The sequence below is a fragment of the Stenotrophomonas sp. 59 genome, assembly GCF_030291095.1.
Taxonomy (GTDB): domain Bacteria; phylum Pseudomonadota; class Gammaproteobacteria; order Xanthomonadales; family Xanthomonadaceae; genus Stenotrophomonas; species Stenotrophomonas maltophilia_Q.
On the sequence record NZ_CP127408.1, the window covers coordinates 1,562,806 to 1,581,684 of the forward strand.

General features: G+C 66.5%; 20 protein-coding genes. 13 read left to right on the top strand and 7 right to left on the bottom strand.

What is annotated here, in order from left to right; translation table 11 throughout:
* Positions 1 to 18 precede the first annotated feature (18 nt).
* Both miaB and QP552_RS07115 read right to left on the bottom strand, forming a co-directional pair.
* Entirely contained in the window at positions 19 to 1,437 is a 1,419-nt protein-coding gene (gene miaB, locus QP552_RS07110; RefSeq protein WP_049399909.1) for a tRNA (N6-isopentenyl adenosine(37)-C2)-methylthiotransferase MiaB, read from the bottom strand.
* Positions 1,438 to 1,634: 197 nt separating this feature from the next.
* The gene (locus QP552_RS07115; RefSeq protein ID WP_286071512.1) at positions 1,635 to 2,255 is read right to left on the bottom strand and encodes a glutathione S-transferase family protein; all 621 of its coding nucleotides are present in this window, start codon (positions 2,253 to 2,255) and stop codon (positions 1,635 to 1,637) included.
* Positions 2,256 to 2,335: 80 nt separating this feature from the next.
* Between QP552_RS07115 and QP552_RS07120 the strand changes: the two genes are divergently transcribed.
* From QP552_RS07120 to QP552_RS07150, 7 genes are all read left to right on the top strand, one after another.
* Positions 2,336 to 3,304, top strand: a complete 969-nt coding sequence (locus QP552_RS07120; RefSeq protein ID WP_286075427.1) for a WYL domain-containing protein — start codon at positions 2,336 to 2,338, stop codon at positions 3,302 to 3,304.
* A 46-nt stretch (positions 3,305 to 3,350) separates the two neighbouring features.
* Complete coding sequence (locus QP552_RS07125; protein WP_111112424.1) at positions 3,351 to 4,271, top strand: lytic transglycosylase domain-containing protein; 921 nt, start codon at positions 3,351 to 3,353, stop codon at positions 4,269 to 4,271.
* 237 nt (positions 4,272 to 4,508) lie between these two features.
* The gene (gene petA / locus QP552_RS07130; protein ID WP_004151998.1) at positions 4,509 to 5,129 is read left to right on the top strand and encodes a ubiquinol-cytochrome c reductase iron-sulfur subunit; all 621 of its coding nucleotides are present in this window, start codon (positions 4,509 to 4,511) and stop codon (positions 5,127 to 5,129) included.
* The gene (locus QP552_RS07135) at positions 5,129 to 6,388 is read left to right on the top strand and encodes a cytochrome bc complex cytochrome b subunit (RefSeq protein WP_006429450.1); all 1,260 of its coding nucleotides are present in this window, start codon (positions 5,129 to 5,131) and stop codon (positions 6,386 to 6,388) included. The genes petA and QP552_RS07135 overlap by 1 nt, the downstream gene beginning before the upstream one ends.
* Positions 6,381 to 7,130, top strand: a complete 750-nt coding sequence (locus tag QP552_RS07140; protein WP_111112425.1) for a cytochrome c1 — start codon at positions 6,381 to 6,383, stop codon at positions 7,128 to 7,130. Before QP552_RS07135 ends, QP552_RS07140 begins: the two co-directional genes overlap by 8 nt.
* 134 nt (positions 7,131 to 7,264) lie before the next feature.
* Positions 7,265 to 7,900 (top strand): glutathione S-transferase N-terminal domain-containing protein, encoded by a 636-nt coding sequence (locus QP552_RS07145; RefSeq protein ID WP_005408842.1) that lies wholly within the window; start codon positions 7,265 to 7,267, stop codon positions 7,898 to 7,900.
* Positions 7,901 to 7,984: 84 nt separating this feature from the next.
* The gene (locus QP552_RS07150; protein WP_049432553.1) at positions 7,985 to 8,437 is read left to right on the top strand and encodes a ClpXP protease specificity-enhancing factor; all 453 of its coding nucleotides are present in this window, start codon (positions 7,985 to 7,987) and stop codon (positions 8,435 to 8,437) included.
* Between the two features lie 104 nt (positions 8,438 to 8,541).
* On the opposite strand, the gene QP552_RS07155 is transcribed toward QP552_RS07150, so the two are convergent.
* From QP552_RS07155 to QP552_RS07170, 4 genes are all read right to left on the bottom strand, one after another.
* Positions 8,542 to 8,892, bottom strand: coding sequence for a DUF3301 domain-containing protein (locus QP552_RS07155; RefSeq protein WP_005415950.1), 351 nt, complete (start codon positions 8,890 to 8,892; stop codon positions 8,542 to 8,544).
* Between the two features lie 67 nt (positions 8,893 to 8,959).
* Positions 8,960 to 9,961: a DUF2272 domain-containing protein gene (locus QP552_RS07160; RefSeq protein WP_111112426.1), complete on the bottom strand. Its 1,002-nt coding sequence runs from the start codon at positions 9,959 to 9,961 to the stop codon at positions 8,960 to 8,962.
* 115 nt (positions 9,962 to 10,076) lie between these two features.
* A complete protein-coding gene (gene nadC / locus QP552_RS07165) occupies positions 10,077 to 10,928 on the bottom strand; it encodes a carboxylating nicotinate-nucleotide diphosphorylase (protein ID WP_106549015.1) in 852 nt (283 codons plus the stop codon).
* Positions 10,925 to 11,194, bottom strand: a complete 270-nt coding sequence (locus tag QP552_RS07170; protein WP_005408847.1) for a Trm112 family protein — start codon at positions 11,192 to 11,194, stop codon at positions 10,925 to 10,927. The genes nadC and QP552_RS07170 overlap by 4 nt, the downstream gene beginning before the upstream one ends.
* A gap of 58 nt (positions 11,195 to 11,252) precedes the next feature.
* Between QP552_RS07170 and purE the strand changes: the two genes are divergently transcribed.
* From purE to QP552_RS07185, 3 genes are all read left to right on the top strand, one after another.
* Positions 11,253 to 11,756, top strand: a complete 504-nt coding sequence (gene purE / locus QP552_RS07175; protein WP_005412808.1) for a 5-(carboxyamino)imidazole ribonucleotide mutase — start codon at positions 11,253 to 11,255, stop codon at positions 11,754 to 11,756.
* Positions 11,753 to 12,901, top strand: coding sequence for a 5-(carboxyamino)imidazole ribonucleotide synthase (locus QP552_RS07180; RefSeq protein ID WP_286075429.1), 1,149 nt, complete (start codon positions 11,753 to 11,755; stop codon positions 12,899 to 12,901). The genes purE and QP552_RS07180 overlap by 4 nt, the downstream gene beginning before the upstream one ends.
* Positions 12,902 to 13,025: 124 nt before the next feature.
* Positions 13,026 to 13,367 carry a carboxymuconolactone decarboxylase family protein gene (locus tag QP552_RS07185; RefSeq protein WP_004152082.1) on the top strand — a complete coding sequence of 114 codons (342 nt, stop codon included), beginning with the start codon at positions 13,026 to 13,028 and terminating at the stop codon, positions 13,365 to 13,367.
* A gap of 78 nt (positions 13,368 to 13,445) precedes the next feature.
* Here QP552_RS07185 and QP552_RS07190 read toward each other — a convergent pair whose 3' ends face one another.
* Positions 13,446 to 14,024: a superoxide dismutase gene (locus tag QP552_RS07190; RefSeq protein WP_286075431.1), complete on the bottom strand. Its 579-nt coding sequence runs from the start codon at positions 14,022 to 14,024 to the stop codon at positions 13,446 to 13,448.
* A gap of 121 nt (positions 14,025 to 14,145) precedes the next feature.
* Between QP552_RS07190 and grxD the strand changes: the two genes are divergently transcribed.
* The 3 genes from grxD to QP552_RS07205 all read left to right on the top strand — a co-directional run bounded on the left by grxD (position 14,146) and on the right by QP552_RS07205 (position 18,717).
* The gene (gene grxD / locus QP552_RS07195) at positions 14,146 to 14,466 is read left to right on the top strand and encodes a Grx4 family monothiol glutaredoxin (protein WP_005408852.1); all 321 of its coding nucleotides are present in this window, start codon (positions 14,146 to 14,148) and stop codon (positions 14,464 to 14,466) included.
* The gene (locus QP552_RS07200) at positions 14,463 to 15,239 is read left to right on the top strand and encodes an SDR family NAD(P)-dependent oxidoreductase (RefSeq protein WP_286075432.1); all 777 of its coding nucleotides are present in this window, start codon (positions 14,463 to 14,465) and stop codon (positions 15,237 to 15,239) included. Before grxD ends, QP552_RS07200 begins: the two co-directional genes overlap by 4 nt.
* Before the next feature lie 232 nt (positions 15,240 to 15,471).
* Positions 15,472 to 18,717 carry a carboxypeptidase regulatory-like domain-containing protein gene (locus tag QP552_RS07205; RefSeq protein WP_111112429.1) on the top strand — a complete coding sequence of 1,082 codons (3,246 nt, stop codon included), beginning with the start codon at positions 15,472 to 15,474 and terminating at the stop codon, positions 18,715 to 18,717.
* Positions 18,718 to 18,879 lie beyond the last annotated feature (162 nt).

The following is an 18,879-nucleotide window of genomic DNA, read 5'->3' on the forward strand; positions in this document are numbered from 1 at the left end:
GAGATCCGACCCTTGGATTTACTCCGCCACCACCCGCGCACGCAGCGAATTGGTCAGTGCTTCGGTGATCACCACATCCACGAACTGGCCGATCAGCCGCGCCGGCGCCGGGAAGTTCACCGACCGCATGTTCTCGGTCTTGCCGGTCAGCTCGTTCGGGTTCTTGCGCGAAGGACCTTCCACCAGCACGGTCTGCACGGTGCCGACCATCTTCTCGGAGATGCCGGCGGCGTGTGCATTGATGCGCTCCTGCAGGCGCGACAGGCGCGCGTGCTTTTCGGCATCGCTGATCGTGTCCTCCAGGTCGGCCGCCGGGGTGCCCGGGCGGCGCGAATAGATGAAGGAGAAACTGTGGTCGAAGCCGATGTCCTCGATCAGCTTCATGGTCTTCTCGAAATCGGCATCGGTCTCGCCGGGGAAGCCGACGATGAAGTCCGAGCTGATCGAGATGTCCGGACGCACCGCGCGCAGCTTGCGGATCTTCGACTTGAATTCCAGCGCGGTGTAGCCACGCTTCATCGCCGACAGCACGCGGTCGCTGCCGGCCTGTACCGGCAGGTGCAGGAAGTTGGCCAGCTGCGGCACGTCGCGGAACGCATCGATCAGCGAATCGCTGAACTCCAGCGGGTGCGAGGTGGTGAAGCGGATGCGGCCGACGCCGTCGATCTCGGCGATGGTACGGATCAGCAGGCCGAGGTCGGCGAATTCGCCATCACCATACGGGCCGCGATAGGCATTGACGTTCTGGCCAAGCAGGTTGATCTCGCGCACGCCCTGCGCGGCCAGCTGCGCCACCTCCACCACCACGTCCTCGAACGGGCGGCTGACTTCGGTGCCGCGGGTGTAGGGCACCACGCAGAACGAGCAGTACTTGGAACAACCTTCCATGATCGACACGAACGCAGAAGCACCTTCGGCGCGCGGCTCCGGCAGGCGGTCGAACTTCTCGATCTCGGGGAAGCTGATGTCCACCTGCGGGCGCTTCTGCTCGCGGCGGGCACGGATCAGTTCCGGCAGGCGGTGCAGGGTCTGCGGGCCGAACACCAGGTCGACGAACGGCGCGCGCTTGATGATCGCTTCGCCTTCCTGCGAGGCGACGCAGCCGCCCACGCCGATGATGACCTCGCGGCCCTTGTTCTTCAGGCCCTTCCACACGCCCAGCTGGCTGAACACCTTCTCCTGCGCTTTTTCGCGGATGGAGCAGGTGTTGACCAGGATGACGTCGGCGTCGTCCGGGCTGTCGGTCAGTTCCAGGCCATCGCTGGCGGCAAGCACGTCGGCCATCTTGGCCGAGTCGTACTCGTTCATCTGGCAACCGTGGGTCTTGATGTACAGCTTGCCTTTCACCTGGTCGGGCTTGCGCGGACCGGCGGGCAGGGCAACGAGCGGGGTACCGCCCGGCGTGGCGGGCGGAAAGACGTCTGGCGTCCCGGTCATGGCGCTTAATCCATTCGGGTGGCGGGAAAGCGGGCAATTCTACCCGCATCCCACGCCGCCCGCCGCGCGCTCTTGTAGAGCCGAGCCCACGCTCGGCTGCTCTTCCCGCTTCCCATGGGGCAGCCAGGCATGGCCTGGCTCCACTGAAACCAGCCGAGCGTGGGCTCGGCGCTACAAAGGAAGCCCGGCGGGCACCCTTACGCCGCTGCCAGCTCCGCATCGATCTGCCGCGAACGGTCGAAGGCGGTCATCGCGCTCATCCGGGCGATGTAGTCGGCCGTTGCCGGCGCCGGCTGCACCAGGCCGAAGGCGGTGGTCCAGGCCAGCGCATTGCCCCACAGCACGTCGGCGGCGCTCATCGTCTCGCCGAGCAGGTACGGGCCCTGCGCCAGCTGGGCCTCGATCACCTGCAGCACCGTCTCGGCGTCGTTGTAGGGCGACATCAGGCGCGGCGGCGGTTCACGATGCATCGCCTTGTCGATCATCGCCGGCTCGAAACAGGCGCCGTAGAACGCCATCCAGCGCAGGTAGGGGCCGCGCAGGGCGTCGCCGATCGGCGGTGCCAGCCCGGCTTCCGGGTACAGGTCGGCCAGGTACAGATAGATCGCCACCTGCTCGGTCACCAGCGCGCCGTTGTGGACGATGGCCGGCACCTTGCCCATCGGGTTGATGGCCAGGTAGGCCGGGGCGAGATTGGCGCCGGCCTTCAGGTCCAGCACCTGCATGTGGTAGTCGGCGCCCAGCGCTTCGAGCAGGGCCACGGCGCCGCTCGAGCGTGAACGGGCGGCGTGGTACAGGGTGATCTGGCGTGAGGTCATGGCATTGCTCCTTGCGGTGGGTGGTGAACTGGGTGCCATCCTGAGGCACTATTGCGGACGACTTCTGTCCTCGATCCTTCATGCGCCATACCGCCCATCGACTGCTGCGTCTGATCGCCCTGCTGCAGGCCCGCCGCCAGTGGTCGGGGGCCGAGCTGGCCGAGCGCATGGGTGTGGACCGGCGCAGCATCCGCCGCGATATCGAGCGACTGCGCGAACTGGGCTATCCGGTGCAGGCCTCGGCCGGGGTAGGGGGCGGTTACCAGCTGGGGGCGGGTGCACCGGTCCTGCCGATGCTGCTGGACGAAGAAGAGGCGACCACGCTGGCCATCGCGCTGCGCGCGGCCTCGGCCACCGTTGCCGGCATCGATGACACCGCGCGTGGCCTGCTGTCCAAGCTCGACCCGCTGGTGCCCACCCGCCGTCGCCAGCAGGCCGGCGAAGTGCATGCCGCCACCGCCACCCTGTCGGATCTGCCCGCCACCGACGCGCGCCTGCTTGGCCGGTTGGCGCAGCATTGCCGGCAGGCGTCACGGCTGGCCTTCGAGTACCGCAGCGCGCAGGACGCGGTCACCCAGCGCGAGGTCGAGGCCCAGCATCTGGTCAACTATGGCCGGCGCTGGTACCTGCTGGCCTGGGACCTGGGACGCCAGGACTGGCGCACCCTGCGCGTGGACCGGATGGGAGCGGTGCGCGAATGCGCCGAGCGGGGCCTGCATCGGCGCACGCCAGCGCCCCCGGACGTGATGGTGCGGCAGGCGGTCAGCCAGGCGCCGTTCGCGCTGCAGGCCATCCTCCGCCTGGCCGGCAGCCATTCCGAGCTGGAAGGCCGCATCCCGCCGTGGTGTGGAGTACTGGAAGCGGATGGCCCCGACCACTGCCTGCTGCGCATGGGGGCCGAGAGCCGCGGCATGATGCTGGCGCAGATTCTCAGCCTGGACCGCATACCTGTGGCGCTTTGGACCACCCCGCCGGGCCTGCGCGACGAACTGGCGCAGCGCCTGGCGGGCCTCGGCCAGCTGCTGGCTGTGCCGCCGGTCACAGGCTGAGCCACATCGCTTGGCAAGCCCCGGCGAAGCTGGGACACTCGCCGCCATGAAGGGGATACTGGGGACAACGGCGATCATCATCGCTGCGCTGACCGCTGCGCCGGCCAGCGCTGGAACCCTGTACAAGTGCCAGGGCGCCGACGGCGTCACCAGTTATGTGAGCAAGCGGGTGGCCGGCGCGCGCTGCAGCACCATCAGCTACAGCCGTGATGCCCGCCCGGCACCGCGCCCGGTGGTGGCTGCACCGAAGCCTGCGCCGACCACTGTCGCCAGCATCGAACGCAATCCGGTCGCCGTGGCGGCCAGCGCCGCTGCGCCGCCCCAGGTCGCACCGGCGCCGGCTGCGCCAGCCCCGGTCGCGGCAGCGACGGCCTCGCGCGCCGGGCGCATGGTCAGTGGCCAGGTCTATTCCTTCATGAAGGACGGCGTGCGGCACTACACCAGTGCGCGCCCGACCCAGGTGGCCAATCTTGGCCCGGTACGGACCATCCGCTACAGCTTCATGGAGCGCTGCTACGCCTGCGGGGTCAACCCGCGCGTGGACTTCGGCACGGTGCGGCTGAACACCTCGGCCTTCCAGGCCGAGATCACTTCGGCTGCGCGCGAGTTCGGCGTGGAAGAGGCGGTGGTGCGCGCCATCATCCATGCCGAGTCGGCCTACAACCCGACCGCGCTCAGCCGTGCCGGTGCACAGGGCCTGATGCAGCTGATGCCGCCGACCGCCGCGCGGTTCGGCGTAAGCGATTCCTATGACGCCGGGCAGAACATCCGTGGCGGCGTGCAGTATCTTGCGTGGTTGCTGAAGCGCTTCAATGGCGACCTGACCCTGGCCGCGGCCGGCTACAACGCAGGCGAGGGCGCGGTCGACCGCCACGGTGGCGTGCCGCCCTACAGCGAGACCCAGTACTACGTGCGCCGGGTCGGGCAGCTGGCCGAACGTTACCGCACCGCCCTGAGCAAGCAGTAGCGCCAGGCCATGCCTGGCGAGCGAAGCGGCAAGCAGCCGGTAGTGCCGGTCGCTGGCCGGCAACCCCTCGAACAGGTAGGTGCCGACTGTTAGTCGGCACGCGCTTCAAAATATTGTTGCACCGCGTTGTGTGGCGCGCGACGGTTCCGCTACACTCGCCCATGATTCAATGCGGCTCTGGCCCCCACCGGATCCGCTGGCAGCCTTAAAGCTACCTAATCAATATCGGAGTGCCGGATGGCCAACGATGGGGTACACGATCCAGTCAACACCGGACGTCGGCGTTTTCTTTCTGCCACCACAGCCGTGGTGGGCGCCGTCGGCGTCGGATTCACCGCAGTTCCTTTCATCAAATCCTGGAACCCCAGTGCCCGCGCCAAGCTTGCCGGCGCACCGGTGGTGGCCGACATCAGCGCCCTGCAGGAAGGCCAACGCCTGATCGTGGAATGGCGTGGCCAGCCGATCTGGATCGTCAAGCGGTCCAAGGCCATCCTCGATGCGTTGCACGGGCTGGATGGCCGTCTCAAGGACCCCGAGTCCGGCGAGAAGGACCAGCAGCCGGACTACGTGCTGAAGCAGAACCCCGAGCTGCGCTCGATCAAGCCGGACATCTCCGTGCTGGTCGGCCTGTGCACGCACCTGGGCTGCTCGCCGGAAATGGTCGCCGAGATCCGGCCCGAGCCCTACGACCCGCAGTGGAAGGGCGGCTACTTCTGCCCCTGCCACAAGTCGCGCTTCGACATGTCCGGCCGCGTCTTCAAGGACGTGCCGGCACCGATCAACCTGAAGGTGCCCGCGCACCACTACCAGGACGACAACACCATCATCATCGGTGTCGATCCGCAGGGGGCTGCCTGATGGCCAATATCCTCAGCCGTACCGCCAGCGGCGTCGCCGACTGGGTCAACGCCCGTGCGCCCGGCCTGATGCCGGTCTACCGCAAGCACGTCAGCGAGTACTACGCGCCGAAGAACTTCAACATCTGGTACTACTTCGGTTCGCTGGCGCTGCTGGTGCTGGTCAACCAGATCGTCACCGGCATCTTCCTGACGATGCACTACAAGACCAACGCCGCCGAGGCGTTCGGCTCCATCGAATACATCATGCGGGACGTGGAGTGGGGCTGGCTGATCCGCTACATGCACTCCACCGGGGCCTCGCTGTTCTTCATCGTGGTCTACCTGCACATGTTCCGCGGCCTGCTGTACGGCAGTTACCAGAAGCCGCGCGAACTGGTGTGGATCCTCGGCATGCTGATCTACCTGGTGCTGATGGCCGAAGCCTTCATGGGCTACGTGCTGCCGTGGGGCCAGATGTCGTTCTGGGGCGCCAAGGTGATCATCTCGCTGTTCGGTGCGATACCGGTGATCGGCAACGGCCTGACCGAGTGGATCATGGGCGATTACCTGCCCAGTGACGCCACGCTCAACCGCTTCTTCGCGCTGCATGTCATCGCATTGCCGCTGGTGCTGTTGCTGCTGGTGGTACTGCACCTGGGCGCACTGCACGAAGTGGGTTCGAACAACCCCGATGGCGTGGAGATCAAGAAGGGGCCGAAGGGCAACCGCTGGTCGCCGAACGCGCCGGCCGACGGCATTCCGTTCCACCCGTACTACACGCTCAAGGATGGCGTCGGCGCCGGCTTCCTGCTGATCATCGCCGCCTTCATCATCTTCTTCGCGCCCGGTTTCGGTGGCCTGTTCCTGGAACACGACAACTTCACCGAGGCCAACCGCCTGGTGACCCCGGAACACATCAAGCCGGTCTGGTACTACACGCCGTACTACGCGATGTTGCGTGTGGTGCCGAACAAGCTGGGCGGCGTGCTGGTGATGTTCTCGGCCATCGCGATCCTGTTCCTGGTGCCTTGGCTGGACAAGGCGCGGGTGAAGTCGGTGCGCTACCGCGGCTGGATCTCGAAGGTGATGCTGGGCGTGCTGGCGGTGTGCTTCGTGTGGCTGGGCGTGATCGGCTCCGGTCCGGGCACTGACGTGCACGAGACCTACATCGGGCGGGTGCTGACCTTCCTGTACTTCGCGTTCTTCATCACCATGCCGCTATGGACACGGTTGGACAAGACCAAGCCGGTACCGGAGAGGGTGACCACCCATGACTGATCGCTGGATGGTCCGGCTGGCCCTGACGGCCGCCCTGATGCTGGGCAGTTTCCTGGCCTCCGCCGCCGAAGGTGGCACCAAGCTGCTGCAGGCCGGCAACGACCTGGGTGACCGGGCCTCGCTGCAGCGCGGCGCGCAGCTGTACATGAACTACTGCTCCGGCTGCCACGCGCTGAAGTACCTGCGCTATTCGCGGATGGCGCAGGACCTGGGCCTGACCGAAGAGGAGGTGATGAACAACCTCAACTTCACCGGCTCGGCGATCGGCGACCCGATCCCGGTGGCGATGCCCAAGGAGAACGCCGAGAAGTGGTTCGGCAAGATGCCGCCGGACCTCAGCCTGATCGCGCGCGTGCGCGGCAGCGACTGGGTCTACACCTATCTCAAGTCGTTCTACCTGGACAGCAGCCGGCCGCTGGGCTGGAACAACGCGCTGTTCGCCAACGCGTCCATGCCCAACCCGCTGTGGGAGATGCAGGGCCTGCAGCATGCCGTGCATGGCAAGCCTGAAGCGCCGGGGATGGACCCGCCGGTGACCGGCCTGAAGATCGAAACACCGGGTTCGGTCGATGCCGGGCAGTACGACCAGGCCGTGCGGGACATCACCAACTTCCTCGAATATGCCGGTGAACCGGCCGCGCTCAAGCGCCAGCAGCTGGGCGTGTGGGTGATCCTGTTCCTGGCCCTGCTGACCTTCCTGCTGTACCTGCTGAAGAAGGAATACTGGAAGGACGTTCACTGATTCTGCCGCCGGCCATCGCACGGGCCTATTGGCTTTTGTGATGGTCGGTTGCACACTCGGGGAGGAGTCGATCGCTGGCACGGTGCCGGCGGCGCCGATGCGGCAGGCGGTCTCCTGTCGTGGGAGAGCCTTTGATGGCGGCGAGCGTACGCATGCGCAATACACTGACGCTGTTTTCCTCGAACGACGATGTGCTGTGCCACCGTGTACGCCTGGTGCTGGCGGCCAAGGGGGTCACGTTCGACTTCGTTCCGGTCGATCCGCAGAACCCGCCTGAAGACCTGATCGACCTCAATCCGTACCATTCGGTGCCGACCCTGGTCGAGCGCGAGCTGGTGCTGTACGCCGCATCGGTGGTCAGCGAGTACCTGGATGAGCGTTATCCGCATCCGCCACTGATGCCGGTCGATCCGCTCTCACGCGCACGTATTCGCCTGGCGATGCTGCGCATCGAGCACGACTGGGTGCCGCAGGTGCAGGCCATCCAGCTGGGCAACAAGACCCAGGCCGAGGCCGGGCGCAAGCGCCTGAAGGAACTGCTGACCGCCTCGCTGCCGCTGTTCAAGGCCAGCAAGTTCTTCCTCAACCCGGAAATGAGCCTGGCCGACTGCGCGATGGCGCCGATCATCTGGCGCCTGCAGTCGCTGGATGTGCCGCTGCCGAAGGACGGCAAGGCGATCGAAGACTACGGCAACCGCATCTTCCGCCATCCCGGCTTCGTCCGCAGCCTGACCGACCAGGAAAAGAAGCTGCGCGATCTGCCGGTCTGATCCGGCCATGCGTTACCCGTCTGCACGCCGACCGGCGTGCAGGCGATCCGCCCCGGCAGGGCGCCGGGCGCGTACACTTCACGCATGACCGAAGACTTCTTCCACATGACCAGCCACCGCCCGTACCTGCTGCGGGCGCTGGTGGAATGGATCAACGACAACCAGCTGACCCCGCACATCCTGGTCGACGCCGGCGTTCCCGGCGTGCAGGTCCCGCCTTCGGCGGTCAAGGATGGCCGGGTCGTGCTCAACATCGCCGAGCGTGCCGTCGTACGGCTGATGATCGACAACGAGATGGTGAGCTTCTCGGCGCGCTTCTCCGGCACCAGCTATCCGGTGCAGGTACCGATCAGCGCCGTGCTGGCCGTCTACGCCCGCGAGACCGGGCAGGGCATGGCGCTGCCGGACGATATTCCGGGCAACGACACCGCTCCGACCAGTGATGAACTGCTGCACGATGAAGGTACGCCGCCGGACGATACGCCGCCGGCCAGTCCGCCGCCCAAGGGCCGCCCGAACCTGCGCGTGGTCAAATAATGTTTCCGACGCCGCCCCGATGGGCGGCGTTTTTCTTTGCAGGATTCACCGGTGGGTGCAGGGATTGAGTGGGTGCCGACCGTTGGTCGGCACACCTTCAGTCCTTACACATCCTCGGCATCCTCCACATCCGGCCGGATCTGGCTGATCCGCGCCGCCCCCGGGCCGGTGAACGAAATCAGCTGGTCACCGCGCAGCACCATGCGCCCGACGTGGCGGTCGATGCCATCGTAGGAATACTCGAACTTGAAGGTGCGCTCGAAGCCGAGCCGGCCATCTTCGCCGCGCGACAGGCGCAGGCCGGTGGCGTGCACCGCCTGGTCCAGCCATTGCACATCGGCTGCGCGGCAGGCGTTGCGACCCAGCTCGACAGCGCGCTCGGCGGCCGAACGCGCAGCGTTCCAGAAGAAGTAGATGATTCCGCCGGCAATCAGCAACAGCAGCAGGGTGGGCATGGCGTTAGCCGTCAGAGTTCGATCCCGCAAAGATGGCGGCGAACGCGCGCTGGATCAAGCGCCGGCATCAGCGGGTCGGTCGAGGTTCGTCCGTCACCGGCTGTGCGGGCGCACTGGTCGGTTGCGGCACCGGCGTGGGTTGCAACGGCGTGGCAGTGGGCGAGGGCATCACCAGCGGTGAAGTCGCAGTCAGCTGCAGCAGGGCGGCCCAGTCCTGGCGGTTGAAACTGCATTCTTCCTCACGCCCCGGGGTGCAGCTGGGGTCAATGCCAGTGCTGTTGCGTTCGCGCGCCGGTGGCAGCTTGATCAGCCCGGTACGATCAAGCTGCAGCAACCGCATCGCCACCGTGTTCATTACGTTGCCGCCAACCAGGTACAGCGTCTGGTCGCCGCCGAGGTTGGCCGCCACCACTACTTCGCAATGCGATTTCCAGTGGCCCACCGAGCCATTGCCCAGCGCCTGTACCAGCCCGCTGTAGCTGAGCGTGGTACTGCGGTCACGCAGGAAGCACAGCAGGTCGCCGGGCGCGGGCTTGGCGGTGGCGGGGTCGACCAGCCGGTAAGGTACGCCCGATGGGCCGCCCTGGTAGGCCGCGCGGATGTAGTCGATATGGCGTGGCGAGGTGTTGAAGCCCGGAACACCGGCGCGCACCATCACCCAGGAAATGAAGGCAGCCGACCATGGGTTGTCGATCAGGAACGCCCGGCAGTCACTGTCGGTGTAGCGCGTGCCCAACGGGGCCAGGCAGCTGCTGGCCCCCGCGATGCTGCCCATCGCATTGAGCGTGCCGCTGTTGCGCCAGTAGCCGGCCACGCGCTGCCAGGCGATCAGTCCATTGTCGGCCAGGTGATCGCTTTCGGCCTCGGTAACGCTGAGGCTGGCGGCGCGGCCATCACGATCGATGAAGGGCCGGAACCACAACCGGTGCTCGTTGCAGGCGGTATTGCGGATGGCCACCGCCAACGGGCTCAAGCCGAAGCGGGGCGGAACATCGCAGGCTTCGGCGGCTGCGGCGGACAGCGGGGCTGCAGCGAGCAGCAGGCAGGCAGGCAAGAGCATCCGGCGCATGCGCGGCTCCTGTGGGGGATGGCCGCAGCGTCGCAGCGCCGTCGTGAACGCTGGGTGTGAGAACGGGGTCAGATCCCTTTTCCAATGGAAAAGGGATCTGACCCCAAGCCCGCCCTCAACCCGGCGGCGGGCCCAGCTTCAACGAAAGATCGATGGCCTGCACATGCTTGGTCAGTCCACCGATGGAGATGCAGTCCACGCCGTCTTCGGCGATCGAACGCAGGCCACCCAGTCCAACGCTGCCGGAGACTTCCAGCGGAATGCGGCCCGCCGTGATGCGCACGGCCTCGCGGCGCAGGTCGGGGCTGAAGTCATCCAGCAGGATACGTTCGCAACCGGCTTCCAGCGCCTGGCGCAGCTGCGCCAGATCCTCGACTTCAACCACCAGCGGCAGCCCAGGCCATTGCCGGCGTGCGGCGGCCACGGCCGCGGCCAGCGAACCGGCGGCACGGATGTGGTTTTCCTTCAGCATCACCGTGTCGTACAGGCCGAAGCGGTGGTTCTCGCCGCCGCCGCAGCGCACTGCGTACTTCTGCGCCAGGCGCAGGCCGGGCAGGGTCTTGCGGGTGTCGAGGATGCGCGTACCGGTACCGGCCACGGCGGCCACGTAACGGGCAGTCGTGGTGGCGGTTCCGGACAGCGTCTGCAGGAAATTCAGCGAGGTGCGCTCGGCACTGACCAGGCTGCGGCTGCGCCCGTGCAGCAGGGCCAGCACGGTGCCGGCAGTGACTGCGTCACCTTCGGAGACACGCCATTCGATGCGCACGTCCGGGTCGAGCGCGCGGTGGGTGGCGTCGAACCAGGGGCGGCCGGCGATCACTCCGTCCTGCTTGCACAGCAGGTAAGCGCTGTCGGCCTGGTCGGGCAGCAGCGCAGCGGTGACGTCGCCGCTGCCCAGGTCCTCGGCCAGCGCACGCGCGACATCGGCGGCGACAACGGCCGCATCCGGCGTCGGCAGCGCGCTCATGCGGCCGGGAAGTCGGCGATCTGGGCGGTCGGGATGGCTTCCTCGGCCAGCAGCACCGGGATGCCGTCGTCGACGCGGAACACCTGCTTGCGGTCGCGGGTGACCAGCGCTTCGCGCAGCGGCTGCGCCAGCGGGTTGCCATCGGCCTTGTTCACCGCGCCGGCGGAAATGGCCTTGTTGAGGGCTTCCAGGCCCTTGCCATCCAGCAGGGACAGGGGCTGGCGGGTGTCCGGCGACACCAGCAGGTCGAGCAGCTTGCGATCCATGGTTCTTCGTCTTGCGTGGAAGACGGCTAGAATACGTCTTTAAGGCAGGTGACGGCCAATGACCCCAAACCCGATCGCGCCGCTTGTCGGCATCGTCATGGGTTCCCGTTCCGACTGGGAAACCATGCAGCACGCCGCCCAGAAGCTTGAAGCCCTGGGTGTTCCGTTCGAAGTGAAGGTGGTGTCCGCGCATCGGACGCCGGATGTGTTGTTCAGTTACGCCGAGCAGGCGGGCCCGCGTGGCCTGCGCGCGATCATCGCCGGTGCCGGCGGGGCCGCCCACCTGCCGGGCATGATCGCCGCCAAGACCGCCGTGCCGGTTCTGGGCGTGCCGGTGCAGTCCAAGGCCCTCAACGGCATGGACTCGCTGCTGTCGATCGTGCAGATGCCAGCCGGCATCCCGGTCGCCACCTTCGCCATCGGCAATGCCGGCGCGTCCAACGCCGCGCTGTTCGCCGCCGCAATGCTGGCCAGCGACCAGCCGGCGATCGGCCAGGCGCTCGACGCCTTCCGTGCACGCCAGACCGAAGACGTGATGGCCCACGACGATCCGCGCCAATGAGTCTGACCGTCGGCATCCTGGGCGGCGGCCAGCTCGCCCGCATGATGGTCCTGGCCGGTGCGCCGCTGGGGCTGCGCTTCCAGCTGTACGACCCGGCGGCCGACGCCTGCAGCGGCCCGCTGGCGCCGCTCACCGTCGGTGCCTTCGATGACCGCCAGGCGCTGGCGGACTTCGCTGCCAAGGTCGACGTGGTCACCTTCGATTTCGAGAACGTGCCGGCTGACAGCGCACAGTTCCTGGCCGACCGCGTGCCGGTCTATCCGCCGCCGGCCGCGCTGGCGGTGGCCCAGGACCGGTTGAGCGAGAAGACCCTGTTCCAGCAGTTGGGCATCCCGCTGCCGGCCTTTGCCGATATCCGCAGCCGTGACGAGCTGGCGGCGAAGGCGGCTGAGTTCGGCCTGCCGTGCATCCTCAAGACCCGCCGCCTTGGTTACGACGGCAAGGGCCAGTTCCGCCTGCGCAGCGAGGCCGACATCGACGCCGCGTGGGATGCGCTGGGCGCGCAGGTCGAGCGTACCGGCCTGATCCTGGAAGGCTTCGTGGCGTTCCAGCGCGAGGTCAGCGTGGTGGCCGTGCGTGGCCGCGATGGCAGCTTCGAGGCCTGGCCGGTCACCGGCAACTGGCATGTCGACGGCGTGCTGTCGGCCAGCGTGGCCCCGGCCGTGCTCTCCGATGCCGAGCAGCAGGCCGCGATCGGCTATGCCCGCCGCGTTGCCGAGCACCTGCAGTACGTCGGCGTGTTCGCGCTGGAGCTGTTCTGCCGCGATGGCGAACTGCTGGCCAACGAGATGGCGCCGCGCGTGCACAACTCCGGCCACTGGACCATCGAAGGCAGCGAGACCTCGCAGTTCGAGAATCATCTGCGTGCCGTGCTGGGCCTGCCGCTGGGCAGCACCCGCATGCTCGGCCATGCCTGCATGCTGAACTGGCTGGGCGCGATGCCGGATCCCGCGCCGGTGCTGGGCCAGGCCAGCGGCCATTGGCACGACTACGGCAAGGAGCCGCGCGAAGGTCGCAAGGTCGGCCACGCCACGTTGCGCGATGACGAGGCTGCCGCGCTGGCCGATGCGCTGGAGCAGGTCGGCCTGGAGCTGGATCGCCAGGCGCAGGTGGCGCCGGCGGTGCACGCGCTGCGCAACCGCTGAGCAAAGGGGGCCGGCCAGCGGCCGGCACTACCCTGTGTGGCTGCAACGGTGTGGCGCGCCGGTGCAGGCATCGGCGCAACATTCCCGGTGGTAGCGTGGAGCTCCTTTCACAGGAGTCACCCCCATGCTCGACTGGAATGCTTACCGCAAGGAACTGAAGGGCCGCATCGGCGAGATCGGCAAGCTCTCGCCGGATACGGTGAAGGGCTACGCCACGCTGGCCAATGCCGGGGCCCAGACCAACCACCTCGATGCGAAGACCCGCGAGCTGATCGCGTTGGCGGTGGCGGTCACCACCCGCTGCGACGGCTGCATCACCGTGCACGTGGATGCCGCGCTGAAGCACGGTGCCAGCCGCGAGGAAATCGCCGAGGCACTCGGTGTGGCGGTGTCGCTCAATGCCGGTGCGGCGCTGGTGTATTCAGCGCGGGTGATGGACGCGGTGGCCGCGCACGAAAGCGCGTGAAGCCCATCGTGTCGCCGGGCATGGCCCGGCGCTACCGTGTCGGGCGTGGCAGCGCCGGGCCATGCCCGGCGGATGCACTCAGCGCAGCTGGCTTTCGGCGAATTCCCAGTTGACCAGCTGCCAGAACGCCTCCAGATAACGCGCGCGGTCATTCTGGTAGTCGGTGTAGTAGGAATGCTCCCAGACATCGCAGCACAGCAGCGGGGTGCTTTCACCCGTCAGCGGCGTGCCGGCATTGCGGGTCGCCTGGATGCCCAGCTGCCCGCCCGGGTGCTGCACCAGCCACACCCAGCCCGAGCCGAACAGGCCCAGCGCGGTGCGGTTGAATTCCTCGCGCAGGCGCTGCACGTCGCCGAACTGGCGCTTGACCAGCTCGCCCAGGCGGCCCTGCGGTTCGCCGCCGCCTCGGGGGCGCAGGCACTGCCAGTAGAAGCCATGGTTCCACGCCTGGGCGGCCGCATCGAACAGCTTTCCCTGGGCCTGGCGGACGATCTCCTCCAGTGACGCGTCCTCCCACTCGGTGCCGAGGATGCCGGCATTGACCGCATCCACGTAGGCGCGATGGTGGCGGCCGTGGTGCAGCTCCAGGGTCTGTGCGGACAGGTGCGGCTGCAGGGAGCCGGAAAGGTAGGGCAGGGCAGGCAATTCGACAGGCATGGACAGGTTCGTGGCCAGAGGGGCGGCGGCAGCCGGTTCCATCCGCTTACAATGGCGGCTACCGTGGGCAGTCTAGCCGACCACCGCGGTCGGTTTGTCCGGCGAAGCAAGGAGTGAGGTTGTGGCGGTAATGCAGCAAATCCAGGCCGAGGTCGATCGTTACCCGCTCGTGCTGTTCATGAAGGGCACCCCGCAATACCCGATGTGCGGCTTCTCCAGCCGCGCCGTGCAGGCGTTGATGGCAGCCGGGGCGGTCACCCTGCGCACCGTCAACGTGCTGGAAGAACCCGAGATCCGCGCCAACCTGCCGCGGTTCTCCAACCTGCCGACCTTCCCGCAGCTGTTCATCAACGGCGAACTGATCGGCGGCTGCGACATCGTCCTGGAACTGTTTGAAGCCGGCGAGCTCAAGCGCATCGTCGAAGAGGCGACCCAGGGATGAGTGCCTGGCCATCGACGTCACCGGCCAACGGGGCGCTCGATGGCCGCCCGTTGCAGGATCGCGTGGTGCTGGTTGCCGGCGCCGGCGGTGGGCTGGGCAGTGCGGCGGCCGTTGCCGCCGCCGCCGCCGGGGCTACCGTGGTCCTGCTGGGCCGCAAGCCGCGCCGCCTGGACCGTGTCTATGCCCAGGTCCAGGCCGTCGGCCCGGAACCGCTGCTGTATCCGCTGGATCTTGAAGGTGCGGGCCCTGACGACTATGCCGAACTGGCCCAGGCCCTGCAGCGCGAGCTGGGGCGGCTGGATGGAGTGCTGGTCTGCGCCGCGCATTTCCCCGGCCTGACCCCGTTCGAACTGGCCGACCCGGCCAGCTTCGCCCGTGCGGTCCACGTCACCCTGACTGCTCCGGCATGGCTGGCCCAGGCCTGCCTGCCGCTGCTGCGGCAGCGCGAGGATGCCGCCCTGGTGTTTGCGGTCGATGCCTCCGAACGGGTGGGGCAGGCCTATTGGGGTGGGTACGGCGTGGCCCAGCATGGCCTGCGCGGGCTGATCACCAGCCTGCACGACGAACTTGGCCGCAGCCCGGTGCGGGTCAGCGGCCTGTATCCGGGCCCCCTGCGCACGGCGCTGCGCGCCCGGGCCTATTCCGTCGACCAGGACCCGGCCGCGCAGGGCCCGGAGGCCGCCGCTGCTGCGGCCGTGGCCCTGCTGTCCAGCGCTGGCAGCGCCTGGCGGGGCCAGATTCTCGATGCCAGCCAGGCATTCCCCGGCGAGTGAGCCCCGGGGAAAGGCGGAGTGAAGAACCCGTCACGATTGCGTTGCGATCCGGTGCCGTTTGTCGCACAACCGTCACATTGATGGCGTAGCGTGTTAATCTAGTGTTAACCGTTATGGCTGCCTTCAGCCAAGCGGTAGGGAACCCCAGATAAATCTCCGACCAGCCACCCGCAGGGCTGTTTGGATGCGCTTTTTTTCCGCCATCGCCAACTCGCATCGAGGCTACCGAAAAATGACCCACCCACTCCGGATGTCCAAGCTTACCCTTGGTCTCGTGGCCGCACTTGCCGCCGCTCCCGCCTTTGCCCAGAGCACCTCTGCAGGTGTCGGTGGCCAGGTGATGTCCGCCGCAGGCCAGCCTGTCGCCGGCGCTGAAGTCACCATCACCCACACCGAGTCGGGCACCGTTTCGCGTGCGACGACCGATGCGTCGGGTCGATACAACGCGCGCGGCCTGCGCGTGGGTGGTCCGTACACCATCACCATCACCAAGTCCGGTGAAGGTACCAAGACCGAAGAAGGTGTCTTCCTGAACCTGAATCAGGTCAACACCGTCAACGCCAGCCTCGGCGGTGACCTGGCTGCGACCAACCTGGACGCAGTGAACGTGGTCGCCACCGCGGGTGGCCTGGACCTGTTCAGTGCCAACAAGATGGGCACCGGCAGCAACGTGACCCGCGAAACGATGGACGCGCTGCCGTCGGCCAACCGCAACATCCAGGACTACATCCGCCTGGACCCGCGCATCTCGCAGGTCAGCAAGGCTGACGGCGCGATCTCGGCCGGTGGCCAGAACACGCGCTACAACGCCATCCGCATCGACGGCATCAGCGCCTCCGATCCGTTCGGCCTGGGGTCCAACAACCTGCCGACCGAGCGTCAGCCGGTGTCGATGGACGCCATCCAGGAAATCAACATCGACCTGGCCAACTACGACACCACCATCGCAGGTGGTACCGGTGCGGTGATCAACGCCGTGACCAAGTCGGGTACCAACGAGTTCCACGGCACCGTGTACGGCTCGTACCGCGACAAGGACATGATCCGTACGCGCCTGGAAGGTGACACCACGGACTTCAACGGCTTCAAGGACGAGAAGACCTACGGCATGACCCTGGGCGGCCCGATCGTCAAGGACAAGCTGTTCTTCTTCACCAACTATGAAAAGTACGAGCGTAGCGGCGGCGGCGTGAGCCTCGGCGAAACCCCGTACAACAAGCCGAACGGCATCAGCGACGCCGACATCGCCCGCGTGCAGAAGCGCATGTCCGATCTGGGCTACCCGGTCGGCGGCATCGGTGCGCTGGACAACAAGACCTCGATCGAAGAGTACGCGATCAAGCTCGACTGGAACATCAACGAGAACCACCGCGCGGCCCTGCGCTACAACAAGATGAAGCAGGACGTCGTCCGCTTCCCGCAGGTCAACAACAGCGCCATCTCGCTGAGCGACTTCTGGTACACCCAGCCGACCCAGTACGAAACCTGGATGGGTGAACTGTTCAGTGACTGGTCCGAGAACTTCTCGACCGAGTTCAAGGTTTCGCACAAGGACTACTCGTCCAACCGCGTTGCTGCCTCGCACCTGCCGCAGATCCGCGTGCGCTTCGGCAACAACTCGCTGTACCTGGGTACCGAGCAGAACACCCACACCAACATCGTCGAGTCGAAGGAACTGAGCGCCTTCGGTGCCGGTACCTGGTACATCGGTGACCACACCGTCAAGTTCGGTTTCGATTACACCGACAACGACCTGATGAACTTCTACGGCCGCAACCTGTACGGCGCGTACGAGTTCGCCGACCTGGCTGCATTTGAAGCCGGTACCCCGTCGGCCTACCAGGTGCGCGTCCCGCGCGCCGGCGGCAGCGTTGACGACATCCCGGCCAAGTTCCACCTGAAGAACACCGGTCTGTTCATCCAGGACACCTGGGCGATCAACTACAACCTGAGCCTGATGTTCGGTATCCGTATCGACATGCCGGACTTCAGCACCCAGCGCCTGTACAACCCGCGCATCGAACAGCTGTACGGCTTCAACAACACCCAGCTGGTCGACAAGAAGCTGTTCCAGCCGCGCGTCGGCTTCAACTACACCTTCGACACTGATCGTCCGACCCAGCTGCGCGGTGGCGTTGGCCTGTTCGGCGGCGCTGCGCCGAACGTGTGGCTGGCAGGTGCCTACCAGAACACCGGCCTGAACTACTCCGAGTACAACCTGACCCGCAACCCGGGTGGCTTCAGCTTCGACGCCGACAACCCGTACATCCCGAACCCGTCGCTGGCCTCGGCCCGCCAGAACGTCGACCTGATCGCTCCGGGCACCCGTCTGCCGTCGGTGTGGAAGGCCAACCTGGCGTTCGACCATGAGCTGCCGTGGTACGGCATCGTGGCGTCGGCTGAAGTGCTGTTCACCAAGGTCAAGGATGGTCTGTACTTCGACCGCCTGGACGTGATGTCCCCGAATGCCAACCGTTCGGTTGGCCAGGATGGCCGTGCGCTGTACTGGAACGACTACGGCATGAACGGCGCCAATGCCGGCCCGAACGGCATGCAGGCTGGCCAGAAGAATGGCCGCGCCTGCTCGGCGACCGATCGGACCTGCCCGGGTGACCGCGTCAACCGTCCGGGTGACATCGGCGACGTGATCCTGCTGCGCAACACCGACAAGGGTCGTGGTTCGCAGGCTACCTTCTCGCTGGCCAAGCCGCTGACCGAGAACTGGGGCTGGTCGCTGGGTTACACCTACACCCAGTCCAAGGAAGTGAGCCCGCTGTCCAGCTCGCAGAACACCTCGAACTGGAACAACACGCTGAGCCTGAACGCCAACGACAACGTTGCGTACAACTCGCGCTACGCGATCAAGGACCGCATCACCGGCACCCTGGAGTGGAAGCACAACTTCTTCGGTGACAATGCCACCCGCGTTGGCCTGTTCTACGAAGGCCGTTCGGGCCGTCCGTACAGCTACGTCTACTACAACGACGTGAATGGCGACGGTGCCGGTACCAACGACCTGTTCTACGTGCCGAAGGGCCCGGGTGACGTGATCTTCACCGGTGGTGCCGACATGGAGAAGAAGTTCTTCGATTGGCTGGCGCAGAATCCGGAGCTCGAGGCCTATCGTGGCAGCGTGGTCCCGGCCAACTCGCACCGCGCCAAGTGGGTCAACAGCTTCGACGTCCGCATCAGCCAGGAATTCCCGGGCTTCGTGAAGGGGCACAAGGGTGAAGTCGCCCTGGACATCATGAATGTCGGCAACCTGCTGAACAAGAAGTGGGGCCTGATCGACGACTACGGCTTCTACGCCACCCGTCGCGTTGCCAACTACTCGGGTATCGACCCGGCTACCGGCAAGTACCTGTACAACTTCACCGGCCGTACCGACAATTCCTCGATCCAGGAAAACAACAACGACAAGGGCAACACCGCCGTGTCGCGTTGGTCGATGCAGCTGACCCTGAAGTACAAGTTCTGATCCGTCAGAGCCTGAAGCAGTAAGTGAAAACGGCCGGGGAAACCCGGCCGTTTTCCGTTCAGGCGAAAGTCCTTGCAGGCCACTCCGCATCGGCGTAGCATCCGGAAATGTGCGCGGTGCCAACGCCGCCGATGCGGTCCCGGAAAGGCGAACGCGGGGAGC

What these genes read in the sequence shown, in the direction of transcription:
- QP552_RS07120 (WP_286075427.1), top strand. Translation starts at nt 2,336, where the DNA reads ATGCGCCATACCGCCCATCGACTGCTGCGTCTGATCGCCCTGCTGCAG.
- QP552_RS07160 (WP_111112426.1), bottom strand. Translation starts at nt 9,961, where the DNA reads ATGCGCCGGATGCTCTTGCCTGCCTGCCTGCTGCTCGCTGCAGCCCCG.
- QP552_RS07185 (WP_004152082.1), top strand. Translation starts at nt 13,026, where the DNA reads ATGCTCGACTGGAATGCTTACCGCAAGGAACTGAAGGGCCGCATCGGC.
- QP552_RS07115 (WP_286071512.1), bottom strand. Translation starts at nt 2,255, where the DNA reads ATGACCTCACGCCAGATCACCCTGTACCACGCCGCCCGTTCACGCTCG.
- purE (WP_005412808.1), top strand. Translation starts at nt 11,253, where the DNA reads ATGACCCCAAACCCGATCGCGCCGCTTGTCGGCATCGTCATGGGTTCC.
- QP552_RS07180 (WP_286075429.1), top strand. Translation starts at nt 11,753, where the DNA reads ATGAGTCTGACCGTCGGCATCCTGGGCGGCGGCCAGCTCGCCCGCATG.
- QP552_RS07140 (WP_111112425.1), top strand. Translation starts at nt 6,381, where the DNA reads ATGACTGATCGCTGGATGGTCCGGCTGGCCCTGACGGCCGCCCTGATG.
- miaB (WP_049399909.1), bottom strand. Translation starts at nt 1,437, where the DNA reads ATGACCGGGACGCCAGACGTCTTTCCGCCCGCCACGCCGGGCGGTACC.
- QP552_RS07200 (WP_286075432.1), top strand. Translation starts at nt 14,463, where the DNA reads ATGAGTGCCTGGCCATCGACGTCACCGGCCAACGGGGCGCTCGATGGC.
- QP552_RS07170 (WP_005408847.1), bottom strand. Translation starts at nt 11,194, where the DNA reads ATGGATCGCAAGCTGCTCGACCTGCTGGTGTCGCCGGACACCCGCCAG.
- QP552_RS07145 (WP_005408842.1), top strand. Translation starts at nt 7,265, where the DNA reads ATGGCGGCGAGCGTACGCATGCGCAATACACTGACGCTGTTTTCCTCG.
- QP552_RS07125 (WP_111112424.1), top strand. Translation starts at nt 3,351, where the DNA reads ATGAAGGGGATACTGGGGACAACGGCGATCATCATCGCTGCGCTGACC.
- QP552_RS07190 (WP_286075431.1), bottom strand. Translation starts at nt 14,024, where the DNA reads ATGCCTGTCGAATTGCCTGCCCTGCCCTACCTTTCCGGCTCCCTGCAG.
- petA (WP_004151998.1), top strand. Translation starts at nt 4,509, where the DNA reads ATGGCCAACGATGGGGTACACGATCCAGTCAACACCGGACGTCGGCGT.
- QP552_RS07150 (WP_049432553.1), top strand. Translation starts at nt 7,985, where the DNA reads ATGACCGAAGACTTCTTCCACATGACCAGCCACCGCCCGTACCTGCTG.
- nadC (WP_106549015.1), bottom strand. Translation starts at nt 10,928, where the DNA reads ATGAGCGCGCTGCCGACGCCGGATGCGGCCGTTGTCGCCGCCGATGTC.
- QP552_RS07135 (WP_006429450.1), top strand. Translation starts at nt 5,129, where the DNA reads ATGGCCAATATCCTCAGCCGTACCGCCAGCGGCGTCGCCGACTGGGTC.
- QP552_RS07205 (WP_111112429.1), top strand. Translation starts at nt 15,472, where the DNA reads ATGACCCACCCACTCCGGATGTCCAAGCTTACCCTTGGTCTCGTGGCC.
- QP552_RS07155 (WP_005415950.1), bottom strand. Translation starts at nt 8,892, where the DNA reads ATGCCCACCCTGCTGCTGTTGCTGATTGCCGGCGGAATCATCTACTTC.